At 72.5% G+C, this 12,201-nt stretch carries 15 protein-coding genes and 2 pseudogenes; 12 read left to right on the top strand and 5 right to left on the bottom strand.

Going from position 1 to position 12,201, the window contains the following annotated elements; genetic code table 11:
- Window position 1: 1 nt before the first annotated feature.
- From sufC to JRG78_RS07070, 4 genes and pseudogenes are all read left to right on the top strand, one after another.
- Complete coding sequence (gene sufC, locus JRG78_RS07085) at window positions 2-772, top strand: Fe-S cluster assembly ATPase SufC (RefSeq protein ID WP_259606033.1); 771 nt, start codon at window positions 2-4, stop codon at window positions 770-772.
- 9 nt (window positions 773-781) lie between these two features.
- On the top strand, window positions 782-1,111 hold the full coding sequence (locus JRG78_RS07080) for a metal-sulfur cluster assembly factor (RefSeq protein WP_272653247.1): 330 nt from the start codon (window positions 782-784) through the stop codon (window positions 1,109-1,111).
- 99 nt (window positions 1,112-1,210) lie between these two features.
- Window positions 1,211-2,359 carry a MalY/PatB family protein gene (locus JRG78_RS07075; RefSeq protein WP_272653246.1) on the top strand — a complete coding sequence of 383 codons (1,149 nt, stop codon included), beginning with the start codon at window positions 1,211-1,213 and terminating at the stop codon, window positions 2,357-2,359.
- Between the two features lie 110 nt (window positions 2,360-2,469).
- A pseudogene (locus JRG78_RS07070) lies at window positions 2,470-3,141 on the top strand (MFS transporter); the annotation flags it as partial.
- Between the two features lie 503 nt (window positions 3,142-3,644).
- On the opposite strand, the gene JRG78_RS07065 reads toward JRG78_RS07070, so the two are convergent.
- Complete coding sequence (locus JRG78_RS07065) at window positions 3,645-4,196, bottom strand: TetR family transcriptional regulator (protein WP_259606030.1); 552 nt, start codon at window positions 4,194-4,196, stop codon at window positions 3,645-3,647.
- 100 nt (window positions 4,197-4,296) lie between these two features.
- Between JRG78_RS07065 and JRG78_RS07060 the strand changes: the two genes are divergently transcribed.
- From JRG78_RS07060 to JRG78_RS12715, 7 genes and pseudogenes are all read left to right on the top strand, one after another.
- Complete coding sequence (locus JRG78_RS07060) at window positions 4,297-4,875, top strand: biotin transporter BioY (protein WP_272653245.1); 579 nt, start codon at window positions 4,297-4,299, stop codon at window positions 4,873-4,875.
- Entirely contained in the window at window positions 4,865-5,575 is a 711-nt protein-coding gene (locus tag JRG78_RS07055) for an energy-coupling factor ABC transporter ATP-binding protein (RefSeq protein ID WP_272653244.1), read from the top strand. The genes JRG78_RS07060 and JRG78_RS07055 overlap by 11 nt, the downstream gene beginning before the upstream one ends.
- Window positions 5,572-6,168, top strand: coding sequence for an energy-coupling factor transporter transmembrane component T family protein (locus JRG78_RS07050; protein ID WP_272653243.1), 597 nt, complete (start codon window positions 5,572-5,574; stop codon window positions 6,166-6,168). The genes JRG78_RS07055 and JRG78_RS07050 overlap by 4 nt, the downstream gene beginning before the upstream one ends.
- Window positions 6,165-6,512: a CHY zinc finger protein gene (locus tag JRG78_RS07045; protein ID WP_259606026.1), complete on the top strand. Its 348-nt coding sequence runs from the start codon at window positions 6,165-6,167 to the stop codon at window positions 6,510-6,512. The genes JRG78_RS07050 and JRG78_RS07045 overlap by 4 nt, the downstream gene beginning before the upstream one ends.
- A 78-nt stretch (window positions 6,513-6,590) precedes the next feature.
- On the top strand, window positions 6,591-8,189 hold the full coding sequence (gene abc-f / locus JRG78_RS07040) for a ribosomal protection-like ABC-F family protein (protein ID WP_272653242.1): 1,599 nt from the start codon (window positions 6,591-6,593) through the stop codon (window positions 8,187-8,189).
- Window positions 8,190-8,816: 627 nt separating this feature from the next.
- A pseudogene (locus JRG78_RS12720) lies at window positions 8,817-8,966 on the top strand (HNH endonuclease); the annotation flags it as partial.
- Window positions 8,967-9,087: 121 nt separating this feature from the next.
- Complete coding sequence (locus JRG78_RS12715; protein ID WP_432806393.1) at window positions 9,088-9,291, top strand: HNH endonuclease; 204 nt, start codon at window positions 9,088-9,090, stop codon at window positions 9,289-9,291.
- Window positions 9,292-9,351: 60 nt separating this feature from the next.
- Here JRG78_RS12715 and JRG78_RS07030 read toward each other — a convergent pair whose 3' ends face one another.
- From JRG78_RS07030 to JRG78_RS07020, 3 genes are read right to left on the bottom strand one after another with little or no spacing between them, the layout of a single operon-like run.
- On the bottom strand, window positions 9,352-10,161 hold the full coding sequence (locus tag JRG78_RS07030; protein WP_259606024.1) for an SURF1 family cytochrome oxidase biogenesis protein: 810 nt from the start codon (window positions 10,159-10,161) through the stop codon (window positions 9,352-9,354).
- Complete coding sequence (locus JRG78_RS07025) at window positions 10,158-10,355, bottom strand: hypothetical protein (RefSeq protein ID WP_259606023.1); 198 nt, start codon at window positions 10,353-10,355, stop codon at window positions 10,158-10,160. Before JRG78_RS07025 ends, JRG78_RS07030 begins: the two co-directional genes overlap by 4 nt.
- Window positions 10,352-10,726 carry a DUF3099 domain-containing protein gene (locus JRG78_RS07020; RefSeq protein WP_259606022.1) on the bottom strand — a complete coding sequence of 125 codons (375 nt, stop codon included), beginning with the start codon at window positions 10,724-10,726 and terminating at the stop codon, window positions 10,352-10,354. The genes JRG78_RS07025 and JRG78_RS07020 overlap by 4 nt, the downstream gene beginning before the upstream one ends.
- Window positions 10,727-10,825: 99 nt before the next feature.
- Between JRG78_RS07020 and fabG the strand changes: the two genes are divergently transcribed.
- A complete protein-coding gene (gene fabG / locus JRG78_RS07015) occupies window positions 10,826-11,536 on the top strand; it encodes a 3-oxoacyl-ACP reductase FabG (protein WP_272653240.1) in 711 nt (236 codons plus the stop codon).
- A 16-nt stretch (window positions 11,537-11,552) separates the two neighbouring features.
- Here fabG and JRG78_RS07010 read toward each other — a convergent pair whose 3' ends face one another.
- On the bottom strand, window positions 11,553-12,188 hold the full coding sequence (locus JRG78_RS07010; protein WP_272653239.1) for an alpha/beta fold hydrolase: 636 nt from the start codon (window positions 12,186-12,188) through the stop codon (window positions 11,553-11,555).
- Window positions 12,189-12,201: the final 13 nt, after the last annotated feature.

Here is a 12,201-nt window from a genome sequence, read left to right as displayed (position 1 = left end):
AATGTCTGTTCTCGAGATCCGCGACCTGCACGTGACGGTCGAGACGGATGAGGGCACCACGCCGATCCTCAACGGCATCGACCTCACCATCCGCACCGGCGAGACCCACGCCATCATGGGCCCGAACGGCTCGGGCAAGTCCACGCTCGCCTACACGATCGCCGGTCACCCGAAGTACACCGTCACGCAGGGCTCGATCACCTTCGACGGCGAGGACGTGCTGGAGATGAGCGTCGACGAGCGCGCCCGCGCCGGCCTGTTCCTCGCGATGCAGTACCCGGTGGAGATCCCCGGCGTCACCGTGACGAACTTCCTGCGCACCGCGAAGACCGCGCTGGACGGCGAGGCGCCCTCGATCCGCCAGTGGACAAAGGACGTCAAGGCCGCGATGGCGAACCTGCGCATGGACCCGAAGTTCGCGCAGCGCAACGTCAACGAGGGCTTCTCCGGCGGCGAGAAGAAGCGCCACGAGATCCTGCAGCTCGAGGTGCTCAAGCCCAAGCTCGCCGTCCTCGACGAGACCGACTCCGGTCTCGACGTCGACGCGCTGAAGATCGTCTCCGAGGGCGTGAACCGCGCCAAGGAGCAGACGAACCTCGGCGTGCTGCTGATCACTCACTACACCCGCATCCTCCGCTACATCCGTCCCGACTTCGTGCACGTCGTCGTCGCCGGGAAGATCGTCGAGGAGGGCGGCCCGGAGCTCGCCGACCGTCTCGAGGACGAGGGGTACGACCGCTACCTCGACCCCAGCGCCCCGATCGAAGCGTAGGCTGGGAGCATGACGGCGACGCTCTCCGAGGAGAAGTACGACGAGGTCACCGAGGCTCTGAAGGACGTCATGGACCCGGAGCTCGGGATCAACGTCGTCGACCTCGGCCTGATCTACGACCTCGCGTGGGACGAGGAGAACGACGCCCTGGTCATCCACATGACCCTGACCAGCGCCGGATGCCCGCTCACCGACGTGCTCGAGGAGCAGACCGCGCAGGCGCTGGACAACGTCGTGGAGCGGTTCCGCATCAACTGGGTGTGGATGCCGCCATGGGGGCCGGAGCGGATCACCGACGACGGCCGCGACATGATGCGCGCGCTCGGCTTCGCGATTTGACACGAGCCGGGTCACGGCCGCGCAGCGGACTTGACGCGGCTGCGTGTCAAGGTTGAGCGAGCACCGCGAAGCGGAGCGAGTCGAAACCCTGGAGGACCGATGCGGGTGAAGGCCTTGCCCTTGGAGCAGCTGCGGCAGCGCACCAGCGAGAAGTGGCGGGAGTACCCCGAGGACGTCCTGCCGCTGTTCGTCGCCGAGACGGACTTCCCGCTGGCGCCCGCCGTCGCGCGCGCCCTGGAGCACGCCGTGCGGCTCGGCGACACCGGGTACATCGCCTCGCGCACCCCGCTTCCTCAGGCGTACGCGGCGTTCGCGCAGCGGCGTTTCGGCTGGACCCCGGATGCCGCGCGGATGCGCTCCACCGCGGACGTCAGCATGGGCATCGTGGAGCTCCTCCGCCGTGTGATCGCGCCGGGGGAGCGGGTGATCGTGAACCCGCCGGTGTATCCGCCGTTCTACGAGCTGGTCGAGGAAGCCGGCGGCGTCGTCGAGCGGGTGCCGCTGCGGGACACCGGCGGGGCGTGGGAGCTCGACCTGGACGGCATCGCCGCGGCGCTGGCATCCGGCGCACGCGCGGTGCTGCTGTGCAACCCGCACAACCCGACCGGCACCGTCCACTCGGCCGAGGCGCTGGACGCGCTCGCCCGGCTCGCCCGTGAGCACGGCGCGACGGTCGTCTCTGACGAGATCCACGCGCCGCTGGTGCAGCGCCGCGTCCCCTTCACGCCCTTCCTCGCCTCCGGAGACGCGGCGGCCGAGGTGGGCTTCGCCGTGGTCAGCGCCAGCAAGGCCTTCAACCTCGCCGGCCTGAAATGCGCCCTGATGGTGGCCGGCTCCGCCGAGCACGCCGCGCTGCTGCGCGCGCTGCCCGTGGAGGTGGAGTGGCGCACCGGCCAGTTCGGCCTGCTCGCGGCGATCGCCGCGTTCGCACCGGAGAGCGACGAGTGGCTGGACGGCCTGCTCCTCACACTCGACGAGAACCGGCGGCTGCTGGGATCGCTGCTCGCCGAGCATCTCCCCGAGGCCCGCTACCGGATGCCGGATGCCGGATACCTGGCCTGGATCGACCTCGCCGGGCTCGGCTGGGGCGACAACCCCGCCCGCCGCATCCTCCGCGAGGCGAAGGTGGCACTGCATTTCGGGCCGGCCTTCGGCGCGGAGGGACGCGGCCACGTCCGCTTCAACTTCGGCACGAGCCCGGAGATCATCACCGAGGCCGTGGAGCGCATCGCCCGGATCCGGGGGTGAGCACGATCGCGATCGCGACGATCTGGGACCGCGACCGGCTCGGCATCACGATCGGGTCGGTCGTCCTCATCCTCCTCGCGGCGATCGAGGCACTCGCCGTCACCACGGTGATGCCGATCGTCAGCCGCGACCTGGACGGGGAGGCGCTGTACGCGGTGGCGTTCTCGGGAACGCTCGCCACCAGCGTCATCGGCATGGTGGCCGCCGGGGCGTGGAGCGACCGGAGCGGGCCGCGGGCGCCGCTGTACACCGCCGTGCTGCTGTTCACCGCGGGGCTCGTGGTGTCCGGCGCCGCACCGGACATGGAGCTCTTCATCGCCGGGCGGCTGATCCAGGGGCTCGGCGCCGGCGGACAGACGGTCGCCCTCTATGTCGTCGTCGCGCGGGTGTATCCGCCGCAGCTGCACGGACGCATCTTCGCCGCCTTCGCCGCCGCCTGGGTGGTGCCGTCGATGGTGGGTCCGTTCCTCGCCGGCGCGGTGGCGGAGTTCCTGCACTGGCGCTGGGCGTTCCTGGGCGTCGCGGTGCTCACCGCGATGGCCTTCCTGCTCGTGGTGGCCAGGCTCCGCCGGGTGCCCCTCCAGGCGCCGGAGGGGGAGCGACCACTGCGCGGCCGGATCGGCATGCGGCTGATGCTGGCGGCGGTCGTCGCGGCGGCCGCGGTGGCGGTCGGCCTGGCGGGTGAGGCGCCCCCGGCGATCGGCTGGCCCGTCGCGCTGGCCGCGATCGCGGTGATCGGCGTCGCGATCGTGCCGCTGCTGCCACGCGGCACCCTCCGCGCCGGGGCCGGACTGCCCAGCGTCATCCTGATGCGAGGACTCGCCACCGGGGCGTTCTTCGCCGCGGAGGCGTACGTGCCGAAGCTGCTGATGGACCGGTTCGCCTTCAGCGCGACCGTCGCGATCGGCCATCCCGCTGCTCCTCGCCGCGGTGCTCGGGGTGCTCGCCGTGTCGGTGACCGGCGCCCTGCCCTGGCTCGTCGTCGGCGCGTGGGGTTTGGCCGGCGCCGGCATGGGCCTGATCTATCCGCGGCTCACGGTGCTCACGCTCGCGTACTCGACCCCGGCGAACGAGGGCTTCCACTCCTCGGCGCTGTCCATCTCGGACGCCTCCGGCTCCTCGGTCGCGATCGCGCTGGGCGGCCTCGTCTTCCTCGCCCTCCCGTGCGCGGCGGCCGGCTTCGCCGGCGTGTACCTGTTCACGGCGGCGCTGCTGCTGCTCTCCCTCGTCCCCGGGCTGCGGATGCGCGACGGGCTCCGGGTCGGAACCCGCGTCGAGGACGGGATCAGGACGGGCGACGGGCGGCGCTGAGCGCGGCGAAGGCGCGGATGCCCGCGTCGAACACCTCCGCGGAGCGGGCGGTCGGGTCGGCGGCATCCGGTTCCACCGCCCCGATGCTCTGCGCGTGCATCCGCTGCTGCAGCAGCATGGCGTGACCGAGGATGAACTCGAAGGCGGCATCCGCGAGATCCTCGTCCCCATCGGTGCCGAGCGAGGCGATCAGCGCCTCCTGGGCGCGCCGGGCGCCGAGGCGCAGCGCGTACGTGCTCATCACGACCTCCGCCCCGTCGCGGTAGGCGAGCAGCGAGTCGCGGATGGCCCGCGCGACGTCCGCGAGGGGCGCGGCCGGGTCGGGCTCGGGGACCGTGCGCAGGATGCGGTCCGCGACCGCGGCCAGCAGCTCCTGCTTGCTGGCGACGTGCCAGTACAGCGCACTGGGCTGCACGTCGAGCTCGGCCGCCAGCCGGCGCATGGACAGGTCCGGCAGCCCGACCCGGTCGAGCAGGTCGAGGGCGGCGCAGGTCACGCTCTCGCGGTCGTGCCGGGTGGGGGACATGATCCCGAGTATAGTGAACACCGTTCAGGTGAACACTGTTCAGGAAGGGTCCGCGCGGCGCCCGCCCGCTCCCGCATCCGCCTACCCGAAGGAGTCCCCGATGACCGATACCCCCGTGCGCCCGCTCGGCGCCGACCTCGCCCGCATCGCCGTGTTCGCGGCGCTCATCGTGGTGCTCGGCATGGTGGTCGTGCCGCTGCCGGGCGGCGTGCCGATCACGGCGCAGACCCTGGGCGTGATGCTCGCCGGCCTCGTGCTCGGTCCCCGCCGCGCGCCGCTGGCGATCCTCCTCGTCCTCGGACTGGCCGCGATCGGGCTGCCGGTCCTGGCCGGCGGCCGGGGCGGACTCGGCGTCTTCGCCGGGCCCACGGCCGGGTACATGCTCGGCTGGATCTTCGGCGTCGTGGTGATCGGGCTGATCGCGCACCGCGGTCGGTTCACCTGGTGGCGCGCGGGCCTGGCCTGCGTGGCGGGCGGCATCCTCGTGGTGTACCTGTTCGGCGTCCCGGTGCAGGCGGCCGTGCTCGGCACGCCGCTGCTGCCGACCGCGGCATCCGCTCTCGTGTTCCTGCCCGGCGACATGCTCAAGGCGGCGGCGGCCACGGCGCTCGCGGTCGCGCTGGCCCGGGCCTACCCGCGGGCGTTCGGAGGCTCACGGGCCCTCGCGCATGCGGCCTGAGACCGCGGCGGAGCCCCGCGCCACCGGCGGCGGGATCGTCGCCGACGGCGTCGGACTCACGATCGACGGCCGTGAGGTGCTGCACGACGTCACGCTGAGGTTGACCGCCCGGCGCACGGCTGTGATCGGCGCGAACGGCTCCGGCAAGTCGTCCTTCGCCCGGCTGCTGAACGGGCTGCGGATGCCGACGGCCGGCGCTCTGAGCGTGCTCGGCCTCGACCCGCGGAGGGACGCGGCGGCCCTTCGCGCGCGCGTCGGCTTCGTCTTCACCAATCCCGAGGCGCAGATCCTGATGCCCACCCCGGCGGAGGACGTGGCGCTGTCGCTGCGCGGCCTGGGCCGGCGGGAGGCGGATGCCCGCGCGCGGGAGATCCTCGCCGGTCACGGCCTGGATGCGCTGGCGGACGTTCCGGCATCCGCGCTGTCCGGCGGGCAGCGGCAGCTGCTGGCCATCGCGTCGGTGCTGGCGAGCGGGCCGGCGATGCTCGTGGCCGACGAGCCGACGACCCTGCTCGACCTGCGCAACGCCCGCCGGATCGGCGATCTGCTGCTGGGCCTGGAGATCCCGGTGGTGCTGGTGACGCACGATCTCGAGCTCGCGGCGCGCTGCGAGGAGGCCGTGCTGTTCCAGGACGGGCGGGTGCGGGCGGTGGGGGAGCCGGAGACGGTGATCCGCACGTACCGGGCGGAGTGCGGATGATCTCGCTCTTCGTGCCGGGGGCAGGGCCGCTGCACCGGATGCCGGCGGGGGTGAAGCTCGCCGGGCTGGCGCTGTGCGCCCTGGCGATCTCGCTGTATCCGCACGGGGCGGTCAGCGTGGTGGCGATCCTCACGGCGGCGACCGCGGCGTACCCGCTCGCGCGGCTGCCGTGGCGCGTGCTCGCCGCGTCCTGGTGGCGGATGCGCTGGCTGGTCCTGGTGCTCGGCGGGGCGCTGTGGGTGTTCGCCGGGGCGGATGCCGCCGTCGTGGCCGTCGGCCGCATGGTGTCGCTGCTGCTGCTCGCCGATCTGGTCACCGCCACCACCCGGATGGGGGAGCTGCTCGACGTCCTGCGACGGATGCTGCGGCCCCTGCGCCGGGTCGGCATCGACCCTGAGGGCGTTGCGATGACCCTGTCGCTGACGCTCGCGATGATCCCGGTCGTGGCGGGGTTCGCGGAGCGCGTGCGGGAGGCGCAGCGTGCCCGCGGTGTGCGCCTCGGGGTGCGGGCGGCGGTGCCGCTGCTGGTGATGACGATGCGGCACGCGGACGATGTGGGGGATGCTTTGGCGGCGCGGGGGCTGGTCCGATGAGCGAGGTGCAGGTGAGCGAGGTGTGCGTGGGCGGGGTCCTGGTCCGCGGGCGGGAGGTCGACCCGCAGACGCGATGCGCCCACTACCGCGCCGCGCACGACGTCGTCGCGATCCGGTTCGCCTGCTGCGGGGACTGGTACCCGTGCCTGCACTGCCACGCCGAGGCGGCCCGGCATCCGCTCCTGCCGTGGACGCAGGCGGATGCTGGGGTCGAGGCCGCCCTGTGCGGGGTGTGCGGGGAGCGGATGCGGATCGCCGCGTACCGGGCGGCGGCCGCGTGTCCCGCGTGCGGGACGGCGTTCAACCCGGGATGCGTGCGGCACCACCCGCTCTACTTCGGCTGAGCCGGGCTCCCGGAAGCGGCTCCTATACTGGGAGGCTGGCCATTCGGCCGCCCACCCTCACGAAGAACGGATCCCGCTGTGCTTGCCGTGGACCAGCTCGAGATACGCGTCGGCGCGCGCGTGCTCATGTCCGACGTGTCCTTCCGCGTCGCCGACGGGGACAAGATCGGACTGGTGGGCCGGAACGGCGCGGGCAAGACGACCCTGACGAAGGTGCTCGCGGGGGATCTGCTGCCGTCGGAGGGCAAGGTGACCCGCTCCGGCGAGCTGGGGTACCTGCCGCAGGATCCGCGCTCGGGCGACCCGGAGATGCTCGCCCGCACCCGCATCCTGGACGCGCGCGGGCTCGGATCGCTGACCCTGGGCATCCGCGAGGCGTCCGAGCAGATGGGCTCGGGCGACCCCGCCGTCGCCGAGAGGGCGATGAAGAGGTTCGCGAACCTCACCGAGCGCTTCGAGGCTCTCGGCGGCTACGCGGCCGAGGCGGAGGCGGCGTCGATCGCGCACAACCTCTCGCTGCCGGACCGGATCCTCGACCAGCCGCTGAAGACGCTGTCGGGCGGTCAGCGCCGGCGCATCGAGCTCGCCCGCATCCTGTTCTCGGACGCCGGGACCATGATCCTGGACGAGCCGACCAACCACCTCGACGCGGACAGCGTGGTCTGGCTGCGGGACTTCCTGAAGGGCTACAAGGGCGGGCTGATCGTGATCAGCCACGACGTGGAGCTGGTCGGGGAGACGGTCAACCGGGTGTTCTACCTGGACGCCAACCGCCAGGTCATCGACATCTACAACATGAACTGGAAGAACTACCTGCGCCAGCGGGTGGCCGACGAGGAGCGGCGCAAGAAGGAGCGCGCGAACGCCGAGAAGAAGGCGACGCAGCTGCAGCTGCAGGCGGCCCGCTTCGGGGCGAAGGCGACGAAGGCCGCGGCGGCGCACCAGATGCTCGCGCGGGCCGAGAAGCTGCTGTCGGGACTCGAGGAGGTGCGGCAGGAGGACAAGGTCGCCAAGCTCCGGTTCCCGAAGCCGGCGCCCTGCGGGAAGACGCCGCTGCAGGCGAAGGGCCTGTCGAAGTCGTACGGGTCGCTGGAGATCTTCACAGATGTGGACCTCGCGATCGACCGCGGCTCGAAGGTCGTCGTGCTCGGGCTCAACGGCGCGGGCAAGACGACGCTGCTGCGGATCCTCGCCGGCGTGGACCAGCCCGACACCGGGCGGCTCGAGCCGGGGCACGGCCTGAAGATCGGCTACTACGCCCAGGAGCACGAGAACCTCGACGTCTCGCGCACCGTGCTGCAGAACATGGTCTCCGCGGCGCCCGACCTCACCGAGACCGAGGCGCGCAAGGTGCTCGGCTCCTTCCTGTTCACCGGAGACGACGTGCACAAGCCCGCCGGAGTGCTCTCCGGCGGCGAGAAGACCCGACTGTCGCTGGCGACCCTCGTGGTGTCGTCCGCGAACCTGCTGCTGCTCGACGAGCCCACGAACAACCTCGACCCGGCCTCCCGCGAGGAGATCCTCGGCGCGCTGGCGCACTACGAGGGCGCCGTGGTGCTGGTGTCCCACGACCCCGGCGCCGTGGAGTCGCTGAACCCCGAGCGGGTGCTCATCCTGCCCGACGGGGTCGAGGACCTGTGGAGCAAGGAGTACCAGGAGCTCATCGAGCTCGCCTGAGGCTCCGGGCCGGCGGTCCGTACTCGAAATTCGTCGACACGGATCGCGGAGGCGCTCGACGCGTTGATCGCGGCCGGCGGCGACCGTGTGCCGGACGCGCTGACCGACGCCGAACTCGCCGCGGTCAACGCGGCGTTCGGAACGCTGCGGCGGTGCGTCGAGGCGGCGCATGTGAAGATCGCCGCCGAGGTGGCCCGGCGGTCCACCGCCGATCTCGGGCGCGACTCCTTCGCCCGGCGCCGCGCACGTCGATCTCGGGAGAACGGATGCCGGCCAAGCATCCGCACGTCGCGCGAGCGCTCGACGCGGGGGAGCTCTCGGTCGCCGCGGCGTCGGAGATCATCCGGATGCTGGACAGTGTCGCGCCCCGCGCCGACGCGGACAGCGCGGCCGAGATGGAATGGCACCTCGTCGAGCTGGCGCCGGGCCTCACGCCCGACCAGCTGCACAAGTTGATCGCCCGCGCCGAGGCGTATCTCGACCTCGACGGCGTGGAGCCGCGCGAGCGGGATCTCCGTGCCGAGCGCTCCCTCATCATCCGGCAGGACCGCGAGGGATGCATCCGGGTCGAGGGGCGGTTCGATCCCGAGACCGGTGCGTCGATCGTGGCCGCGCTCGGTGAAGCAGATGCAGGCCGACGCCCTCGCCGACCTCTGCCGGCACGCGCTCGGCTGCACGAAGATGCCGACGCTGGCGACGACCACGGTCGTGGTCCGCATCTCGCTCTCCGATCTCCAGAGCGGCGCGGGGACGGCCACGATCGACGGGATCACCCAGCCGGTCTCGGCGGCGACCGCGCGGCGGATGGCCGCGGACGCCCAGGTGCGAACGCGACGGCGGGTGCGCTTTCTGCGGGGCACCGCCGGGGTACGTGGTGGCGCATCACCTGCGCTGGTGGATGCGGGACGGCGGAGGCACGGATCTCAGCAACGGCATCCTGCTCTGCGTCGCCTGCCATCACCGCATCCACGACGACGGCTGGGAGATACGCATCGAGGGGACGGGCGTGACGGCGACGCCGGTCTTCATCCCGCCGCCCTGGCTGGACCCTCAGCGCACACCCCGGCGCGGCGGCCGGGCACGATTCGACCTGGCCGCCTGAACCCGAACCGCACCCGGCCGCTACAGCGGGTGGCTACCGCTGGGCGGCTACCGCGGGCGGCTACCGCTGGGCGGCGTCGAGCAGGGCGTCCTCGTCGTCGGCGTCGCGATCGCGCCGGCGAGAGGCACGGGCGGGGCGCTCACCGGCATCCTCGCGGGCCTTCACGATCTCGGTGCGGATCACGTAGCCGATGAACCCGAAGCCCATCACGGCGAACAGGATCCACTGGATCGCGTACGACAGGTGCGGCCCCGGGTCCTCGGTGGGCGACTCGAACCCGCCGGGCGTGCGGTCGGCCGGCGGCGTCTCCGACACCAGCTGCCCGTACGCGCCCGTGACGAGCGCGGCGTCGACCGCCGCGTCCACGGTCGGCAGGTGGATCGTCGGCACCTGTCCCTCGGGCGCGCCCCGCCCGGAGGAGGGCAGCGGCTCGCCGGGACGCAGCCGGGCGATCACCGTCACCTCGCCGGAGGGCGGCGCCGGGACCGCATCCGGGGCGTCGCCGTCCCCCGGCGGCACCCAGCCCCGATCCACCAGCAGCACCAGGCCGCTGCGGTCGCGGAACGGGACCAGCACCTCGAAGGCGCTCGTGCCGCCGTGGGGACGGTTCCGCACCAGCACCTGCTGATCGGCGAGATACTCGCCGTGCAGTTCGACCGGACGCCACTCGTCACCGGGGTCGAGCTCATCGCCGTCCAGCACCGCGTCGAGCGGGGCGGCGGGCGCATCGTAGTTCCGCTCCACGAGCGCGATCTGGCGCGCACGCTCTTCGTTGCGGTCGAACTGCCAGTGCGACAGGAACGCGCAGGCGACCGCGAAGCCCGCGGCCACCAGCAGATAGGCGCCCCAGCGCAGCATCCGCCGGCTCACTCGGGAAGACCCTCTCGCACGTCGACGGGGAAGTCGCGCGCACGCAGGTAGTCGCCCAGATACCCGACGTGCTCATCGCAGGCCAGCCAGATCTTGCGGCGATCCTCGCCGTGGATGCGCGGGTTGCGCCACACGACGTGATGAGTCGCGGTGCGCCGGCATCCCGCGCGGGAGCACTCGAACTCCTCGGTCACTTCCCCTCGTCCCGCTCGTCGGCCCGCGCATCCCCGCGGTCGGGGCTCTCGTGGATCGTGATCACGTCCGGCGCCGTCGGCTCCGGTCCCGTCGTCGCGGGCGCGCCGAGCTGCGGGCCCGGGGACTCCACGCGCGTCTCCACACTGTCGCTGCCGGCGTTCGCGAAGACGACGGCGATGTACGGCAGCACGGCCGCGGCGATCGCGAACACCCACGTCCACCAGCCGTAGGGCTGCACGAACGCCATCAGCAGGAAGCACACCATCCGGATGCCCATGGTGAGCGCATACCGGCGCACGCGGTGGCTCGCCTCATCATGCGGCGCCTGCGGCAGAGAGGTGACAGCGGGGGCGTGTCGGGTGTGCTTCACGGTGCTTCCAGCCTACGCCGCGCGGGGGTGCCCGGACGCGTCCGCCCGGCCCCGCCGATAGGATGTCCTCGGTCCCGAACGAACAGGCAGGAGCCCCTCATGAGCACGGATCGCGTCGTCCTCGTCACCGGCGGAAACCGCGGCATCGGTCGTGCGATCGCCGAGCGCTTCGTCCGCGAGGGGTACCGGGTCGCGGTCACCGCCCGCAGCGGCGAGGGCCCGGAGGGGACGCTCACCGTGCGGGCCGACGTGACGGATGCCGCGGCCGTCGACGCCGCCTTCACCAAGGTCGAGCGGCAGCTCGGCCCGGTCGAGATCGTCGTCGCGAACGCCGGGATCACCAAGGACACCCTGCTGATGCGGATGTCGGAGGACGACTTCGACAGCGTCGTCGCCACGAACCTGGGCGGCTCCTTCCGCGTCGTCAAGCGCGCCTCGAAGGGGATGCTGCGCGCCCGGTTCGGCCGCGTCATCCTCATCTCCAGCGTCGTCGGCCTGTACGGCTCGGCAGGCCAGGTCAACTACGCCGCCTCCAAGAGCGGCCTGGTCGGCTTCGCCCGCTCGCTCACCCGGGAGCTGGGCGGCCGCGGGATCACCGCGAACGTCGTCGCTCCGGGCTTCATCGAGACCGACATGACCGCCGAGCTGCCCGAGGAGACCCAGAAGCAGTACAAGGCGAACATCCCGGCGGGGCGCTTCGCGACCGCCGACGAGGTCGCCGGCGTGGTGACCTGGCTCGCCTCCGACGACGCCGCCTACATCTCCGGCGCGGTCATCCCGGTGGACGGTGGCCTCGGGATGGGCCACTGAGCACCACCCCGCGGGCCTAGCGCTTCACCGCCTCCACGAGCAGCTCGCCGAGCCGCTGCGGCCGGCTGAACTGCGGCCAGTGCGCCGAGCCGATCCGCGTCACCTCGACGTCCTCGATCGCGCGGTACTCGTCGGCGTACGGCCCCCACTTCTCCAGCTCGCGCTCCAGAGCCTCGCGGTCGTACTCGCCCATCAGCATCGTCACCGGCACGCGATGGCGCGCCTCGTCGTTCAGTGCGAGCGGGTCGGACGGCACCCGCGCCGGGATCGTGCGCGTGAGGGGGAGCGTGCGCGCCCGCAACTCCTCATCGAGGTCGTGCACGTCCTCCGTGGGGAAGAAGTCCCACCCGGGGAACGGCATCACCTCGCCCTCGGTCTCGAAGTCGTTGATCGGGAAGCCGGGCGGCGTGGGCACGGTGTCGACGAACACCACCCGCGCCACACGGTCGGGCCGGGCATCCGCCGCACCCCACACGACGCTGCCGCCGCCGGAGTGCCCCACGAGCACGACCTCGCCGGGAAGCGCGTCGATGCGCTCGACCGCCGCCGCCACCCATTCCGCGAGCCTGATCCCGTCGGGGTGCGGCTCGTCGACGCCAGGCATCGTCATCGGATGCGGGCGGAGGCCGGCGGCCTCCAGCGTTGGTGTCACCTCGTCCCAGGAG

The sequence above is a fragment of the Microbacterium sp. EF45047 genome (genome assembly GCF_028472845.1).
Classification (GTDB): Bacteria; Actinomycetota; Actinomycetes; order Actinomycetales; family Microbacteriaceae; genus Microbacterium; species Microbacterium neungamense.
This window is presented reverse-complemented; position numbering and strand designations above follow the sequence as displayed.

Excerpts from the sequence above, each read along its gene's own strand:
- JRG78_RS12715 (WP_432806393.1), top strand. The coding sequence starts at position 9,088 with ATGCGGGACGGCGGAGGCACGGATCTCAGCAACGGCATCCTGCTCTGC.
- JRG78_RS07080 (WP_272653247.1), top strand. The coding sequence starts at position 782 with ATGACGGCGACGCTCTCCGAGGAGAAGTACGACGAGGTCACCGAGGCT.
- JRG78_RS07060 (WP_272653245.1), top strand. The coding sequence starts at position 4,297 with ATGACCGATACCCCCGTGCGCCCGCTCGGCGCCGACCTCGCCCGCATC.
- JRG78_RS07055 (WP_272653244.1), top strand. The coding sequence starts at position 4,865 with ATGCGGCCTGAGACCGCGGCGGAGCCCCGCGCCACCGGCGGCGGGATC.
- JRG78_RS07075 (WP_272653246.1), top strand. The coding sequence starts at position 1,211 with ATGCGGGTGAAGGCCTTGCCCTTGGAGCAGCTGCGGCAGCGCACCAGC.
- JRG78_RS07050 (WP_272653243.1), top strand. The coding sequence starts at position 5,572 with ATGATCTCGCTCTTCGTGCCGGGGGCAGGGCCGCTGCACCGGATGCCG.
- JRG78_RS07045 (WP_259606026.1), top strand. The coding sequence starts at position 6,165 with ATGAGCGAGGTGCAGGTGAGCGAGGTGTGCGTGGGCGGGGTCCTGGTC.
- fabG (WP_272653240.1), top strand. The coding sequence starts at position 10,826 with ATGAGCACGGATCGCGTCGTCCTCGTCACCGGCGGAAACCGCGGCATC.
- sufC (WP_259606033.1), top strand. The coding sequence starts at position 2 with ATGTCTGTTCTCGAGATCCGCGACCTGCACGTGACGGTCGAGACGGAT.
- JRG78_RS07065 (WP_259606030.1), bottom strand. The coding sequence starts at position 4,196 with ATGTCCCCCACCCGGCACGACCGCGAGAGCGTGACCTGCGCCGCCCTC.